Annotated in this window: 12 protein-coding genes, 1 pseudogene and 18 other annotated features; of the genes and pseudogenes, 10 read left to right on the forward strand and 3 right to left on the reverse strand. The window is 57.5% G+C overall.

Going from position 1 to position 15,146, the window contains the following annotated elements; genetic code table 11:
• The first annotated feature begins 101 nt into the window (after positions 1 to 101).
• Positions 102 to 107 (forward strand) — a ribosome-binding site (putative RBS for ybhE; RegulonDB:STMS1H001086).
• The gene (gene ybhE / locus STM0785) for a putative 3-carboxymuconate cyclase (protein NP_459764.1) occupies positions 102 to 1,108 on the forward strand. Within the gene, positions 113 to 1,108 belong to an annotated coding region; the region does not span the whole gene. Its footprint overlaps the feature before it by 6 nt.
• Before the next feature lie 143 nt (positions 1,109 to 1,251).
• On the opposite strand, the gene ybhC is transcribed toward ybhE, so the two are convergent.
• The gene (gene ybhC / locus STM0786; RefSeq protein ID NP_459765.1) for a putative pectinesterase occupies positions 1,252 to 2,547 on the reverse strand. Within the gene, positions 1,252 to 2,535 belong to an annotated coding region; the region does not span the whole gene.
• Positions 2,542 to 2,547, reverse strand: a ribosome-binding site (putative RBS for ybhC; RegulonDB:STMS1H001087). It overlaps the preceding gene by 6 nt.
• Before the next feature lie 219 nt (positions 2,548 to 2,766).
• Positions 2,767 to 2,772: a ribosome-binding site (putative RBS for hutI; RegulonDB:STMS1H001088), on the forward strand.
• Here ybhC and hutI point away from each other — a divergent pair.
• The 5 genes and pseudogenes from hutI (at position 2,767) to hutH (ending at position 9,107) form a co-directional block, all read left to right on the forward strand.
• Positions 2,767 to 3,996, forward strand: a protein-coding gene (gene hutI, locus STM0787) for an Imidazolonepropionase (RefSeq protein ID NP_459766.1). Within the gene, positions 2,773 to 3,996 belong to an annotated coding region; the region does not span the whole gene. It overlaps the preceding feature by 6 nt.
• Positions 3,986 to 3,991: a ribosome-binding site (putative RBS for hutG; RegulonDB:STMS1H001089), on the forward strand. (Overlaps the previous gene by 6 nt.)
• The gene (gene hutG / locus STM0788; RefSeq protein NP_459767.1) for a formimionoglutamate hydrolase occupies positions 3,986 to 4,934 on the forward strand. Within the gene, positions 3,993 to 4,934 belong to an annotated coding region; the region does not span the whole gene. Before hutI ends, hutG begins: the two co-directional genes overlap by 11 nt.
• 37 nt (positions 4,935 to 4,971) lie before the next feature.
• Positions 4,972 to 4,977 (forward strand) — a ribosome-binding site (putative RBS for hutC; RegulonDB:STMS1H001090).
• Positions 4,972 to 5,704 (forward strand): histidine utilization repressor gene (hutC, locus tag STM0789; RefSeq protein ID NP_459768.1). Within the gene, positions 4,979 to 5,704 belong to an annotated coding region; the region does not span the whole gene. (Overlaps the previous feature by 6 nt.)
• Before the next feature lie 196 nt (positions 5,705 to 5,900).
• Positions 5,901 to 7,585, forward strand: a pseudogene (gene hutU, locus STM0790) (pseudogene; frameshift relative to Pseudomonas putida urocanate hydratase (HUTU) (SW:P25080)).
• Positions 7,580 to 7,585: a ribosome-binding site (putative RBS for hutH; RegulonDB:STMS1H001092), on the forward strand. (Overlaps the previous pseudogene by 6 nt.)
• Positions 7,580 to 9,107, forward strand: a protein-coding gene (gene hutH / locus STM0791) for a histidine ammonia lyase (protein NP_459769.1). Within the gene, positions 7,587 to 9,107 belong to an annotated coding region; the region does not span the whole gene. Before hutU ends, hutH begins: the two are co-directional and overlap by 6 nt.
• Positions 9,108 to 9,191: 84 nt before the next feature.
• On the opposite strand, the gene ybhB is transcribed toward hutH, so the two are convergent.
• The gene (gene ybhB, locus STM0792) for a putative phospholipid-binding protein (protein ID NP_459770.1) occupies positions 9,192 to 9,679 on the reverse strand. Within the gene, positions 9,192 to 9,668 belong to an annotated coding region; the region does not span the whole gene.
• Positions 9,674 to 9,679, reverse strand: a ribosome-binding site (putative RBS for ybhB; RegulonDB:STMS1H001093). It overlaps the preceding gene by 6 nt.
• A 46-nt stretch (positions 9,680 to 9,725) precedes the next feature.
• Positions 9,726 to 11,066 (reverse strand): 7,8-diaminopelargonic acid synthetase gene (bioA, locus tag STM0793; RefSeq protein NP_459771.1). Within the gene, positions 9,726 to 11,015 belong to an annotated coding region; the region does not span the whole gene.
• Positions 11,022 to 11,062 (forward strand) — a protein binding site (putative binding site for BirA, RegulonDB: STMS1H000036). It overlaps the preceding gene by 41 nt.
• Positions 11,028 to 11,033: a ribosome-binding site (putative RBS for bioA; RegulonDB:STMS1H001094), on the reverse strand. It overlaps the preceding feature by 6 nt.
• Positions 11,039 to 11,047, reverse strand: a -10 signal (putative -10_signal for bioA; RegulonDB:STMLTH004704).
• Positions 11,056 to 11,064, forward strand: a -35 signal (putative -35_signal for bioB; RegulonDB:STMLTH004705).
• On the opposite strand from bioA, the gene bioB reads away from it, so the two are divergent.
• The 4 genes from bioB (at position 11,056) to bioD (ending at position 14,714) form a co-directional block, all read left to right on the forward strand.
• The gene (gene bioB / locus STM0794) for a biotin synthetase (protein NP_459772.1) occupies positions 11,056 to 12,142 on the forward strand. Within the gene, positions 11,102 to 12,142 belong to an annotated coding region; the region does not span the whole gene. The genes bioA and bioB overlap by 11 nt on opposite strands.
• Positions 11,058 to 11,066, reverse strand: a -35 signal (putative -35_signal for bioA; RegulonDB:STMLTH004704). Its footprint overlaps the gene before it by 9 nt.
• Positions 11,060 to 11,072 (reverse strand) — a protein binding site (putative binding site for BirA, RegulonDB: STMS1H000035). It overlaps the preceding feature by 7 nt.
• Positions 11,083 to 11,091 (forward strand) — a -10 signal (putative -10_signal for bioB; RegulonDB:STMLTH004705).
• Positions 11,089 to 11,094 (forward strand) — a ribosome-binding site (putative RBS for bioB; RegulonDB:STMS1H001095). It overlaps the preceding feature by 3 nt.
• Positions 12,128 to 12,133 (forward strand) — a ribosome-binding site (putative RBS for bioF; RegulonDB:STMS1H001096).
• Positions 12,128 to 13,296 (forward strand): 7-keto-8-aminopelargonic acid synthetase gene (bioF, locus tag STM0795; RefSeq protein ID NP_459773.1). Within the gene, positions 12,139 to 13,296 belong to an annotated coding region; the region does not span the whole gene. Before bioB ends, bioF begins: the two co-directional genes overlap by 15 nt.
• Positions 13,267 to 13,272: a ribosome-binding site (putative RBS for bioC; RegulonDB:STMS1H001097), on the forward strand. Its footprint overlaps the gene before it by 6 nt.
• Positions 13,267 to 14,035, forward strand: a protein-coding gene (gene bioC, locus STM0796; protein NP_459774.1) for a biotin biosynthesis; reaction prior to pimeloyl CoA. Within the gene, positions 13,280 to 14,035 belong to an annotated coding region; the region does not span the whole gene. The genes bioF and bioC overlap by 30 nt, the downstream gene beginning before the upstream one ends.
• Positions 14,012 to 14,017, forward strand: a ribosome-binding site (putative RBS for bioD; RegulonDB:STMS1H001098). Its footprint overlaps the gene before it by 6 nt.
• Positions 14,012 to 14,714 (forward strand): dethiobiotin synthetase gene (gene bioD / locus STM0797; protein NP_459775.1). Within the gene, positions 14,028 to 14,714 belong to an annotated coding region; the region does not span the whole gene. The genes bioC and bioD overlap by 24 nt, the downstream gene beginning before the upstream one ends.
• Positions 14,715 to 15,146 lie beyond the last annotated feature (432 nt).

Below are 15,146 nucleotides of genomic sequence, written 5' to 3' on the forward strand. Positions count from 1 at the left end.
GGACGGTAAGCAGACAAAATTCTGCGTCTGAATTCAGCATTCGCCGTCAAAAGCGACTACGTTAAGCTGTGTCCTGTTATTGCAGCTACATGCCATATGCAAAGGAGTATTCATGAAACAAACAGTCTATACCGCCAGCCCTGAGAGTCAGCAAATTCACGTCTGGAGCCTGAACCACGAAGGGACGCTGACGCTGGTGCAGGTCGTGGATGTGCCCGGTCAGGTTCAGCCGATGGTGGTCAGTCCGGATAAACGCTACCTCTATGTCGGCGTGCGCCCGGAGTTTCGTGTCCTGGCGTATCGTATTGCGCCGGATGATGGCGCGCTGACGTTTGCCGCCGAATCCGCCCTGCCGGGTAGCCCGACCCATATTTCTACCGATCATCATGGTCGTTTTGTCTTTGTCGGATCGTATAACGCCGGTAATGTCAGCGTGACGCGCTTACAGGATGGCCTGCCGGTTGAGCTGGTGGATGTGGTGGAGGGGCTGGACGGCTGCCACTCGGCAAATATTACGCCGGATAACCGTACCCTGTGGGTGCCTGCGCTAAAACAGGATCGCATTTGTCTGTTTACGCTAAGCGATGACGGCCATCTGGTGGCCCAGGAGCCGGCGGAAGTAAATACAGTTGAAGGGGCAGGCCCGCGTCATATGGTCTTCCACCCGAATCGACAATATGCGTATTGCGTCAATGAACTGAACAGTTCGGTGGATGTCTGGCAGCTTAAAAATCCGCATGGCGAGATAGAGTGCGTGCAAACGCTGGATATGATGCCCGCCGATTTTTCCGATACCCGCTGGGCGGCGGATATTCATATTACGCCGGATGGACGGCATCTGTATGCCTGTGACCGCACCGCCAGTCTGATTACCGTCTTTAGTGTCTCCGAAGATGGCAGCGTACTGAGCGTTGAAGGCTTCCAGCCGACGGAAGCCCAACCGCGCGGCTTTAATATCGACAATAGCGGAAAATACCTGATTGCTGCGGGTCAAAAATCACATCATATCGCGGTCTATGAAATTACGGGCACTCAGGGGTTGCTGACGGAAAAAGGCCGTTATGCCGTCGGCCAGGGGCCAATGTGGGTTGTGGTGAACGCGTACTAAAGCGCTGTGTGCCGGATGGAGGCGGGCTGGAGCTCATCAAGGCGGGATGCCTGATTAATTTCAATAAACATTGCTTGCAGTAAAACCACGGGCCGCCACATCTGCTGCGGCGGCCCGTTTATAAGCCTGAACCGGAACGGTGATTACTGCTTAGGTTCCGCCACTACTTTACTGCCTATACCGCGGTTGTTGTATTCCCACATGCGGTTGTAGTTAGTGTCGTTCAGATTACGCTGCACCTCGTCTTTGTCATCCACGGTTCCCGTATTTCCAGCAAACGGACGTTTCGAGATGACCGCGTCGGCCCACGGTTTGGCAACGTTGAAGCCCTCGTTAATCACGCTGTCGCGGATCACGACCTGACCGTTGGTGTTGGCGTCGACATCCAGCGAGCGGCCAAGCTGCGCAACGCCATCGCCGGAGGCGTTAAAGCGGCTGTTGATCGCCAAAAAGCCATAGTAAATATTGGACAGCGTCGCCGGGGCGAAGACGTAGGCTTCCTGCTGTGTGCGGGAGTTGACGACCTGGAAGTTGGTGTTATCGAACACCACGGCGCCGCGTCCGGAAACCATATCCACATCGCCTTCAATATAGCTGTTCGTCACCAGCGTACGTGGCTGGCGATCGGTTTGCAGACGGTTCTGCACGCCGCTGTTGGTCACAAAGAAGGTGTTCTGGCGGCCAAGGATATTGACCTTGTTAATCTGGACTTTGTCGCCATCGGTACGCAGCGCCACCGCCGGATGGTTTCCGGCATCGACGCTGTCGCCCAGCGTGTTCTCGATGGTCAGATTTTGTAGCTGCAGACCGTTATTCTGCGACCAGAACGCGGCAGAACACATTACACCGATCGTCGCGGCGTGTTTGCTTTGGCAGTTATCGAACATATACCAGGCGGGTTTACCAGGCATATATTTCCCGCCGGGATTCACCGCGCGGCGCCAGTCAGCGACACTCATTTCACCATCAATCGCCATCCCAATTTTCACATCGATCGGTTTTTCACCGGTCCCGTACAGGGTCAGACTTCCCGGCGCGGCGGGAACATACACGGTCCCCTGATAGTCGCCCGGCATAATAGCAATGTACTGGCGTTTGTTCGTGCGTTTAACCATTGCCGCATCGACCGCGGCCTGAATCGAGGTGTGCGTAACGCCTGGCGTACCTGCCGGCCCCACCACAAAGTCAGGCTGTGCGGGCAGGGTAATCGGCGACGGCGACCACGGGGCGGTATTCGGCGTCAGGGAGGCAAAATAGCGCGCCGCAACGAAGTTTTTCGCTTCATTTGCCGACAGAATTGGGCGCGAGGCGGTGCCAGGCGCGGTTTGATCGGAAGGGATCTGATCGGGTGGCGTAGAGCTACAGGCGCTCAGCGTCACGCCAAAAGCCAGTGCCAGCGCCAGACGGGAAACCGATAATGTATTCACAGGTTGCTCCGGGCTTGAAAAAGTTAAATGACATCCATTGAAGCCTGCTTTTTTATACTAAGTTGAACGAAACGGGAAGGCGAAAAGGTAAAAAGTTCCTTTTCAGGCCGGAAACACCTGTAGCATCAGATAGTTTTATCACAATTAAGCAACAACTTTCGCGCTTTGAGTTGACAATCCGGAGCAGAAAGAAAATAAATGTCTATACAACCCATGACAGGCAAGAGAGCGACAGGAATGCGGCAACTTTTACCGGGCGATACTGTCTGGCGAAACATCAGGCTGGCGACAATGGACCCGCAGCAGCAAGCCCTGTACGGGCTGGTGGATAATCAGGCGCTGATTGTGCGCGAAGGGCATATTTGCGATATCGTGCCAGAGACGCAGCTTCCTGTCAGCGGGGACAATATCCATGATATGCAGGGACGACTGGTAACCCCGGGACTTATCGATTGCCACACGCATCTGGTGTTTGCCGGTAACCGCGCCGCAGAGTGGGAACAGCGGCTTAACGGCGCGTCATACCAGCATATTAGCGCTCAGGGCGGCGGCATTAACGCGACGGTATCAGCAACCCGCGCCTGTGCGGAGGAGACGCTCTACCTGCTGGCGCGCGAACGCATGATGCGCCTTGCCAGCGAAGGCGTTACGCTGCTGGAGATTAAATCCGGCTATGGTCTGGAGCTGGCGACAGAAGAAAAGCTGTTGCGCGTCGCTGCAAAACTTGCCGCCGAAAACGCTATCGACATTAGCCCCACGCTATTGGCCGCTCATGCTACGCCAGCGGAGTATCGTGACGACCCGGACGGCTACATCACTCTGGTCTGCGAGACGATGATTCCGCAGCTCTGGCAAAAAGGGTTATTTGATGCGGTAGACCTCTTTTGCGAGAGCGTCGGCTTTAATGTGGCGCAGAGTGAGCGCGTATTGCAGACGGCGAAGGCGTTAGGTATTCCCGTTAAAGGCCATGTTGAGCAGCTTTCGCTGTTGGGCGGCGCGCAGTTGGTGAGCCGTTATCAGGGCTTATCGGCGGATCATATCGAATATCTTGATGAAGTGGGCGTCGCGGCGATGCGTGACGGCGGTACTGTCGGCGTATTATTGCCCGGCGCGTTTTATTTTCTGCGCGAGACGCAGCGCCCGCCGGTAGAACTGCTGCGCCGCTATCAGGTGCCTGTCGCCGTCGCCAGCGATTTCAATCCCGGCACCAGCCCGTTTTGCAGTTTGCATCTGGCGATGAATATGGCCTGCGTACAGTTTGGTCTGACGCCGGAAGAGGCATGGGCGGGCGTTACGCGCCATGCCGCTCGCGCGCTGGGAAGACAGGCGACGCATGGGCAGATCAGGGCCGGCTACCGGGCGGATTTTGTGGTGTGGGATGCTGAACAGCCGGTAGAGATAGTGTATGAGCCGGGGCGTAACCCTTTATATCAGCGGGTATACAGAGGAAAAATCTCATGACGCAATGGTATCCGGCTTCTCCGGCGCTCTGGCAGGGGCGCGATGACAGTATAGAAGCGCCGGATGCGCGGCGTCTGTTTCAGACCGTCACGCGCAGCGAGACCTTTTCCCCCGAAAACTGGCAGCAAAAGATCGCGTTAATGGGATTTGCCTGCGACGAGGGGGTAAAACGCAATGCAGGGCGTCCCGGCGCGGCAGGCGCCCCGGACGCGTTGCGTAAAGCGCTGGCGAATATGGCCAGCCACCAGGGACATGAACGGCTGGTGGATTTAGGCAATTGGGTTGCGCCGACGCCCGATCTGGAAGGCGCGCAGCAGGCCTTGCGCGATGCGGTAAGCCGCTGTCTGCGGGCCGGGATGCGCACGCTGGTACTGGGCGGCGGGCATGAAACCGCGTTTGGACACGGCGCGGGGGTGCTGGACGCGTTTGCGCAGGAAAGCGTAGGGATCATTAATCTTGATGCGCATCTGGATCTCCGTCAGACCGACCGGGCAACATCCGGGACGCCGTTTCGTCAACTGGCGCAGCTATGCGACGCGCAGAGCCGCGCGTTTCATTATGCCTGTTTCGGCGTGAGCCGTGCGGCGAATACGCAGGCGTTGTGGCGGGAAGCGCAGTGGCGGAATGTTACCGTGGTGGAGGATCTGGACTGCCATGACGCGCTGGCGCAGATGGCGCAGTTTATCGACAAGGTGGATAAAATTTATCTGACTATCGATCTCGACGTATTGCCTGTCTGGGAAATGCCGGCCGTCTCCGCTCCCGCAGCGCTGGGCGTGCCGCTGATACAGGTTCTGCGTTTAATTGAGCCGGTTTGCCGCAGCGGAAAATTACAGGCGGCGGATCTGGTTGAGTTTAATCCACGCTTTGATGAAGATGGCGCAGCGGCGCGCGTGGCGGCGCGGCTTGGCTGGCAAATCGCGCACTGGTGGCGTTAATCTGTCATCCGGAAAACATTATCCGCATAAGGAAGGCTTCACGCATGTATTCATCCCGCTCCCGTTCTGCACCTGCGCCTTTTTACGAAACGGTGAAACAGGACATCTGTAAAAAAATAGCCGGCGGCGTCTGGCAGCCGCACGATCGCATTCCGTCGGAAGCAGAACTGGTCGCCCAGTATGGCTTTAGCCGAATGACCATCAATCGGGCGCTGCGTGAGCTGACGGATGAAGGGTGGCTGGTGCGTTTACAGGGCGTGGGGACGTTTGTCGCCGAACCGAAAGGCCAGTCCGCGCTGTTTGAAGTCCGCAGTATCGCCGAGGAGATTGCCGCCCGCCGTCATCAGCATCGTTGTGAGGTGCTCACGCTGGAGCGCGTGCGGGCAAACGCCATCCAGGCCAGCGCTCTCAACGTCAATGAGAGCGATGTCATTTTCCATTCCATCATGGTGCATTATGAAAACGATCTGCCGGTACAAATTGAAGATCGCTGCGTGAATGCGGATATTGCCGTGGATTACCTGACGCAGGATTACAGTCAGACCACGCCGCACGCTTATTTGTCGCGGATCGCGCCGCTAACGGAAGGGGAACATATTGTGGAGGCGGTGCGCGCCACGGCGCAAGAGTGCGCGTGGTTAACTATCAAAGAGCATGAGCCTTGTCTGCTCATTCGTCGTACAACCTGGTCCGCGTCGCGGATTGTTTCTCACGCCCGCTTACTTTTCCCCGGGTCGCGCTACCGGCTACAGGGACGATTTATCTCCTGAGCGGACTGCTGCCGGAAAACGTGATTGCTGACACAATATAACAAAATTGTATCATTTTTGTTAATTCTATTCTTGTGCTTACTTGTATAGACAAGTATATGTCTGATTCTTATCTGTGGGTCTGCGGCGGTGCCTGATAGTGGCGTTTTAGCGTTATTTGGCGATGGCAGACCGATAATAATGAGGAGTCATTGCTATGCCTGAAAGCAAGTATCGTCAGCAGACTATCCGCGCGCCCAGAGGCACGGTATTAACGGCGAAAAGCTGGCTGACAGAAGCCCCGCTGCGGATGTTAATGAATAATCTCGATCCTGACGTGGCGGAAAATCCGCATGAGCTGGTGGTCTACGGCGGGATTGGTCGCGCCGCGCGCAACTGGGAATGCTATGACGCTATTGTTGATGCGCTCACCCGGCTGGAGGCGGACGAAACGTTGCTTATTCAGTCTGGCAAACCGGTCGGCGTATTTAAAACGCACGACAACGCGCCGCGGGTATTAATCGCCAACTCCAACCTGGTTCCCCACTGGGCGACATGGGAACATTTTAACGAACTGGATGCGAAAGGGCTGGCGATGTACGGTCAGATGACGGCCGGAAGCTGGATCTATATCGGCAGTCAGGGAATCGTGCAGGGAACATACGAAACCTTTGTCGAGGCGGGGCGTCAGCACTATAACGGCACGCTGGCGGGACGCTGGGTGCTGACTGCTGGGCTGGGCGGCATGGGCGGCGCGCAACCGCTAGCCGCGACGCTGGCCGGAGCGTGTTCGCTGACGATTGAATGCCAGCAAAGCCGTATCGATTTTCGTCTGCGTACTCGTTACGTGGATGAGCAGGCCGCCACGCTGGATGACGCGCTGGCCCGCATTACGCGCTACACCCGCGAGGGGAAAGCCGTGTCCGTCGCCCTGTGCGCGAACGCGGCGGATATCCTGCCGGAACTGGTTAATCGCGGCGTGCGCCCGGACCTGGTGACCGATCAGACCAGGCCCACGATCCGCTACATGGCTATTTACCCTCCGGCTGGCGCTGGGAGGAGTATCAGAAAAACGCGCAATCCGATCCCCACGGGACGATGCAGGCAGCGAAACGTTCCATGGCGGCGCATGTTCGGGCGATGCTGGCGTTCAGTAAAATGGGCGTGCCGACCTTTGACTATGGCAACAATATTCGTCAGATGGCGAAAGAGATGGGGGTGGAAAACGCCTTTGATTTTCCGGGATTTGTGCCAGCCTATATTCGTCCGCTGTTCTGCCGTGGCATCGGGCCGTTTCGCTGGGTGGCGCTGTCCGGCGATCCGCAGGATATCTATAAAACCGATGCCAAAGTCAAAGAGATAGTGGCTGAGGATAAACATCTGCATCACTGGCTGGATATGGCGCGCGAGCGCATTCATTTTCAGGGGTTACCGGCGCGTATCTGCTGGGTAGGCCTGGAGTGGCGGCAAAAACTGGGGCTGGCGTTCAACGAAATGGTGCGTTGCGGCGAGGTATCCGCGCCCATTGTGATTGGCCGCGATCACCTGGATTCCGGCTCTGTCGCCAGCCCTAACCGTGAAACCGAAGCGATGCGCGACGGTTCCGACGCGGTTTCCGACTGGCCGCTGTTAAATGCGTTGCTGAATACCGCCAGCGGGGCGACATGGGTATCGCTCCATCATGGCGGCGGGGTGGGAATGGGGTTTTCGCAACACGCCGGTATGGTGATTGTCTGTGATGGCACTGACGAGGCCGCCGCGCGTATTCGCCGCGTGTTACACAACGATCCGGCGACGGGCGTCATGCGCCATGCCGATGCCGGATATGATCTCGCGGTGGAATGCGCTGTTGAGCAAGGTCTGAATTTACCGATGGTTGCGGCGACGCAGGGGAAAGGCTGATATGAACACCATGACACTCACTCCGGGGCAGTTAAGTCTCTCTCAACTGTACGATATCTGGCGTCATCCGGTACAGCTTCGGCTGGACGCCAGCGCCATTGACGGCATTAACGCCAGCGTCGCGTGCGTCAATGATATCGTTGCCGAAGGGCGTACCGCCTACGGCATCAACACCGGTTTCGGCCTGCTGGCGCAGACGCGCATCGCTGATGAAGACTTGCAAAATCTACAGCGATCGTTGGTGCTGTCTCACGCCGCGGGCGTAGGCGACCCACTGGATGACGCGATGGTGCGTCTGATCATGGTATTGAAAATCAATAGCCTGGCGCGCGGGTTTTCCGGGATTCGGTTGAGCGTGATAGAGGCGCTCATCGCTCTGGTGAATGCCGGCGTGTATCCGCTGATTCCGGCAAAAGGCTCGGTTGGCGCGTCGGGCGACTTAGCGCCGCTGGCGCATCTGTCGCTGACGCTGCTTGGCGAAGGAAAAGCGCGCTGGCAGGGCGAATGGCTTCCGGCGCAGACGGCGCTAAAAAAGGCCGGACTGGAGCCTGTCGCGCTGGCGGCCAAAGAGGGGCTGGCGCTGCTTAATGGCACCCAGGCATCAACGGCCTTCGCGCTGCGCGGTTTGTTTGAGGCACAGGAGTTATTTGCCTCCGCCGTTGTCTGCGGCGCGCTGACTACCGAAGCCGTACTGGGATCGCGCCGTCCTTTTGATGCGCGCATTCATGCCGCGCGCGGACAACAGGGGCAAATTGACGTCGCGCGGTTGTTCCGGCACCTGCTGACCGATACCAGCGCCATTGCTGAATCACATCACCACTGTCATAAAGTTCAGGACCCGTATTCCCTTCGCTGCCAGCCGCAGGTAATGGGCGCTTGTCTGACCCAGTTACGTCAGACGAAAGAGGTACTGCTGGCTGAGGCCAACGCGGTATCCGATAATCCGCTGGTCTTTGCCGATGCGGGGGAGGTGATCTCCGGCGGTAACTTCCATGCTGAACCGGTTGCCATGGCGGCGGATAATCTGGCGCTGGCGATAGCGGAAATCGGCGCGCTATCGGAGCGGCGCATCGCGCTGATGATGGATAAACATATGTCGCAGTTACCGCCGTTCTTGGTGAAAAATGGCGGCGTTAATTCCGGTTTTATGATTGCCCAGGTCACCGCCGCGGCGCTCGCCAGCGAGAATAAAGCGCTGGCGCACCCGCACAGCGTGGATAGCCTGCCGACCTCGGCGAATCAGGAAGATCATGTCTCAATGGCCCCGGCGGCAGGGCGGCGACTCTGGGAAATGGCGGCGAATACCCGCGGCATCATTGCCGTGGAGTGGCTGGCTGCCTGTCAGGGGATAGATTTACGGGAAGGGTTAACCTCCAGCCCGTTACTGGAACAGGCGCGGCAGACACTGCGCGAGCAGGTGGCGCACTATACGCAGGATCGTTTTTTCGCGCCCGATATTGAGTGTGCGACGGCGCTGCTGGCGCAAGGCGCGTTACAGCGTCTGGTGCCGGACTTTATGTGAATGCTGCCGGATGGAGCGGCGCTTATTCGGCTTACCCAACCCGTTGGCAGGGTAAGACGTTTACGCCGCCATCCGGCACAGCGTTTAACTGAACATCGCCGTGATCGAGGCGCTGGCGAGCGAATGGAAATGCACGTTAAAGCCGACCATCGCGCCGCTGGCGTCTTCATCAACGTCAAGACGCTCGACGTCCAGCGCGTGAACCGTAAAGATATAGCGGTGCGTTTCCCCTTTAGGCGGCGCCGCGCCGCCGTAGCCCGCTTTACCGAAATCGGTACGCGTCTGAATGACGCCGTCTGGTACGGCCACCAGGCCTGAGCCGAACCCCTGGGTCAGTACGCGCGTATCCGCCGGGAGGTTCACCACCACCCAGTGCCACCAGCCGGAGCCGGTCGGCGCGTCGGGATCGTAACAGGTCACGACAAAACTTTTGGTGCCCATCGGCACGTTGTCCCAGGCCAGATGCGGCGAAATATTATCGCCATCATAGCCCATACCGTTAAAAACGTGGCGATGAGGAAGTTTATCTCCATCGCGCAAATCGTTGCTGATAAGTTTCATGCGCTCTCCTTTTGACTCACCAGAAGTGTAGCCAGAAGCAGCATCGCTTACCGCTGATTAATGGCTAAAAAATGTTTCATTGTGTACCGCGTCATTGACCGCCTGGGTCAAACGGCGCAGTTGATCCGGACGAATAATGTAGGGCGGCATCAGGTAGATTAGCTTGCCGAACGGCCTGATCCAGACGCCTTGCCCGACGAAGAAGCGTTGAAGCGCCGCCATATTGACCGGATGCGTGGTTTCAACCACCCCAATCGCGCCCAATACCCGCACATCCGCCACCCAGGGCGAACTTTGCGCGGGGGCTAACTCAGCGCGTAACTGAGACTCGATAGACGCCACCTGCTGACGCCATTCGCCGCTTTCCAGCAGCGTCAGGTTGGCGCAGGCGACGGCGCAGGCCAGCGGATTCCCCATAAACGTCGGGCCATGCATAAAACACCCCGCCTCGCCGTTGCTAATAGTCTCTGCAACCTGGCGTGTCGTGAGCGTTGCCGAGAGGGTCATGGTGCCGCCGGTTAAGGCTTTGCCGAGACACAGAATATCCGGCGCGATCCCGGCGTGCTCGCAGGCGAACAGTTTGCCGGTACGGCCAAACCCGGTGGCTATTTCATCGGCAATCAGCAGAATGCCTTCGCGATCGCACATGTTACGAATACGCCTGAGCCATTGTGGATGATATATGCGCATCCCGCCCGCGCCCTGAACGATAGGTTCCAGAATCACGGCGGCTATTTCATGGCGATGCGCGGCCATCAGGCGGGCAAATGGCGCGATGTCGCTTTCATCCCATTCGCCATCCATCCGGCTTTGCGGCGCCGGCGCGAACAGATTTTCCGGCAGATAGCCTTTCCACAAGCTGTGCATGGAGTTATCCGGATCGCACACCGACATCGCGCCGAACGTGTCGCCATGATAACCGTGGCGAAACGTCAGAAAACGCTGACGCGATTCGCCGCGCGCCTGCCAGTATTGCAGCGCCATCTTCATGGCCACTTCCACCGACACCGACCCGGAGTCGGCCAGAAAGACACACTCCAGCGGCTCAGGCGTTATCGCGACCAGCTTACGGCACAGATTCACCGCAGGTTGATGGGTTATGCCGCCGAACATGACATGCGACATGGCGTCAATTTGCGCTTTCATCGCCGCGTTCAATTGCGGGTGGTTATAACCATGAATGGCCGCCCACCAGGAGGACATCCCCTCAATCAGGCGTTTGCCCGAGGCGAGAACCAGCTCGCAGCCTTCGGCCCGCTCAACGGGATATACCGGCAGCGGCGAGGTCATGGAAGTGTAAGGATGCCAAATATGGCGTTTATCGAAGGCCAGATCGTCCGTTGTCATAATCGACTTGTAAACCAAATTAAAAAGATTTAGGTTTACGAGTCTACACCATATCAAAAACAAACAACATATTTTGGAGAAGCCCGATGGCTCGCCACCCACGCTGGACACTGTCGCAAGTAACCGAATTATTTGAAAAACCACTGCTGGAATTGCTGTTTGAAGCGCAGCAAATTCATCGCCAGCATTTCGATCCGCAGCAGGTACAGGTTAGTACGCTGTTGTCGATCAAAACCGGCGCCTGCCCGGAGGATTGTAAATACTGCCCGCAGAGCTCGCGCTATAAAACCGGGCTGGAAGCCGAGCGTTTAATGGAAGTAGAGCAGGTACTGGACTCCGCCCGTAAAGCGAAAAACGCTGGTTCGACCCGCTTCTGTATGGGGGCGGCCTGGAGGAATCCGCATGAACGCGATATGCCTTATCTGGAGAAGATTGTACAGGGCGTCAAAGCGATGGGGCTGGAAACCTGTATGACGCTCGGCATGTTGAACGAGAGCCAGGCGCAGCGTCTGGCTAACGCCGGGCTGGATTACTACAACCACAACCTCGATACCTCGCCGGAGTTTTACGGCAATATCATCACTACCCGTACCTATCAGGAGCGCCTCGACACGCTGGAAAAAGTCCGTGAAGCAGGGATTAAAGTGTGCTCCGGCGGCATTGTGGGTCTGGGCGAAACGGTTACCGATCGCGCCGGACTGTTGTTGCAGTTGGCGAACCTGCCGACACCGCCGGAAAGCGTGCCAATCAACATGCTGGTGAAGGTAAAAGGCACGCCGCTTGCGGATAACGATGACGTGGATGCGTTTGATTTTATTCGTACTATCGCCGTGGCGCGCATCATGATGCCGACCTCATACGTGCGTCTTTCCGCAGGGCGTGAACAGATGAACGAGCAGACCCAGGCGATGTGCTTTATGGCCGGGGCGAACTCGATTTTCTATGGCTGCAAATTGTTAACTACGCCAAATCCGGCAGAGGACAAGGATCTGCAGTTATTCCGTAAGCTGGGGCTGAATCCGCAGCAGACCAGGGTGCTGGCGGGCGATAACGAGCAGCAGCAACGTCTGGAGCAGACGCTGATGACGCCTGACACCGATGATTATTACAACGCGGCAGCCTTATGAGTTGGCAACAACGCGTCGACGATGCGCTGACGGCGCGTCGGGTGACGGATACGTTGCGCCGCCGCTATGTGGTATCGCAGGGTGCCGGACGCTGGCTGGTAGCGAACGGGCGACAGTATCTTAACTTTTCCAGCAATGATTACCTCGGCTTAAGTCAACATCCGCAGATTATTCGCGCCTGGCAACAGGCAGCGACGCGTTTTGGCGTCGGCAGCGGCGGGTCGGGTCATATCAGCGGTTATTCCGTGGCGCACCAGGCGTTAGAGGAGGAACTGGCGCAATGGTTAGGATATCCACGCGCGCTGCTGTTTATCTCTGGCTTTGCGGCGAATCAGGCGGTCATTACCGCCTTAATGAAAAAAAATGACCGGATTGTGGCCGACAGGTTGAGTCATGCTTCCCTGCTGGAGGCCGCTAATCTGAGTCCGGCGCAGCTTCGCCGCTTTATCCATAACGATACGCAGCATCTGTCGCGTTTACTGCAATCGCCCTGCGTGGGTCAGCAACTGGTGGTGACAGAAGGTGTATACAGCATGGACGGCGACAGCGCGCCGCTGGCGGAAATCCAGCACATTGCCCGCAGGCATCATGCCTGGCTGTTGGTTGATGATGCGCACGGCATCGGCGTGACTGGCGATGAGGGGCGGGGCACCTGCTGGCTGCGGGGGGTGAAGCCTGAGTTGCTGGTGGTGACTTTCGGTAAGGGGTTTGGCGTCAGCGGCGCAGCGGTGCTCTGCTCGGAAAGCGTCGCGGATTATCTGCTGCAATTTGCCCGTCATCTGGTTTACAGCACCAGTATGCCGCCCGCCCAGGCGCAGGCGTTAAGCGCCTCGCTGGCGGTGATCCGTAGCGATGAAGGTGGTGAACGGCGCGAAAAACTCGCCGCTCTGGTTCAGCGCTTTCGGGCCGGCGTTAACGCGTCCCGATTTACGCTACTGAATGCCCATAGCGCCATCCAGCCGTTAATCGTGGGCGATAACAGCCGTGCATTGCGCCTGGCGGAGGCGCTGCGTCAACAAGGATGCTGGGCGACGGCGATTCGCCCGCCGACGGTGCCTGTCGGCACGGCGCGCCTGCGCTTAACGTTAACGCAGGCGCATGAAGCGTGTGATATCGACCGTCTGCTGGAGGTGCTGCATGGCGCAGGTGAATAAGCAGGCTATTGCGGCGGCGTTTGGCCGGGCCGCATCGCAATATGAACAGCACGCCTCTTTGCAGCAACACAGCGCGGATGCGCTGCTGACGCTGTTGACAGGCCGCCAGTTTGCCAGTGTGTTGGACGCAGGCTGCGGCCCCGGACGTATGAGTCGTTACTGGCGAGAGCGGGGGAGCGAAGTGACCGCCCTGGATCTTTCTCTGCCGATGCTGCAACAGGCTCGCGATCGTCAGGCGGCGCATCACTATTTGCTGGCGGATATCGAAGCGATTCCCCATGACGCCGAAGTTTTTGACCTGGCCTGGAGCAACCTGGCGGTCCAGTGGTGTGGCGATTTACGCGATGCGTTGAGCGAGTTGTATCGGGTTGTACGGCCCGGCGGCGTGGTGGCGTTTACCACCTTGTGCCAGGGGTCGTTGCCGGAGCTGCGTCAGGCATGGCAGGCCGTCGATAATCGCGCTCACGCGAATAGCTTTTTGCCGGAAGAGGCCATTGACCACGCGCTGCGCGGCTGGCGGGCGTTTCGTCATACTCAGGCGATGACATTGTGGTTTGAGGATGCCCTGAGCGCAATGCGCTCGCTTAAAGGCATTGGCGCCACCCATCTTCATGAAGGGCGGGAGTCGGATGTATTAACCCGCGCCCGGCTTAGACAGATTCAACTGGCATGGCCGCAGCGGCAGGGGAAATATCCGCTGACGTACCATCTTTTTATGGGAGTGATTGAACGTGACTAAACGCTATTTTGTGACCGGTACTGATACTGAAGTCGGTAAAACGGTCGCCAGTTGCGCCTTATTGCAGGCCGCAACGCAGTTAGGTTATCAAACCGTAGGCTATAAGCCCGTCGCTTCCGGCAGCGAAATGACAACCGACGGGCTACGCAATAGCGATGCCCTGGCCTTGCAGCGTAACAGCAGCCTGCCGCAACCTTATTCCGCTATCAATCCTTATACTTTTGCCGAGCCTACCTCTCCCCACATCGTTAGCGCCGACGAAGGCCGGGCGATAGACGCGGCGGTGTTATCACGCGGATTGCGAACGCTGGAGGCGCAGGCAGACTGGGTGTTGACAGAAGGGGCGGGCGGCTGGTTTACACCGCTCTCTGCCACGCTGACGTTTGCCGACTGGGTACAGACGGAGCAGCTGCCGGTGATTCTGGTTGTTGGCGTCAAGCTGGGCTGTATTAATCACGCCATGCTGACGGCGCTGGCGGTAGAACAGGCCGGATTACCGCTTGTCGGATGGATAGCCAACGACATACAGCCGCCAGGCGCGCGTCATGGTGAATATCTCGCGACGCTTCGCCGCGTCATACCGGCCCCGCTATTAGGGGAAATCCCGTGGCTGGGCGTTTCTCCATCGCAGGCGGCGACAGGACAGTATCTGGACCTTAGCCCCCTGGAACGCGCCTGACTGCGCTTAAAAACTGCCTTCTTGCAGGATCAGACGATCCTGCTGTTTTTTCGCCAGACCTTCCTGACGTCGCCATGCTAAAAATGTGCAAAATGTGAGCGTCTACGCCTCAATTTTTCCCTTCTCGTTAGCCAATAATCTGCCAAAAATAGCGATAATTTTTTTTTATCGCCCGGCGAAAACGTCAGGAGCTGATTTTGCCAGGCGGCAGGGGATACGGGCTGGAAGCAGTTATCCACTATTCCTGTGGATAACCTTGTGTATTAGAGTTAGAAAACACAACGTAAGCGAGAGGCGACGCGGCCTGCGACTAAATTGGCGCGAAAGACGGCTTGAGAAAATATCCCTTTTCAGACAGCAAGTTATATAAAATCAATGGTTGTAAAGGAAGGGGGATACGTTGACATAAAACTTTCATCATCCGACTTGACA

This window comes from Salmonella enterica subsp. enterica serovar Typhimurium str. LT2 (genome assembly GCF_000006945.2).
In the GTDB taxonomy this organism is placed as follows: Bacteria; Pseudomonadota; Gammaproteobacteria; order Enterobacterales; family Enterobacteriaceae; genus Salmonella; species Salmonella enterica.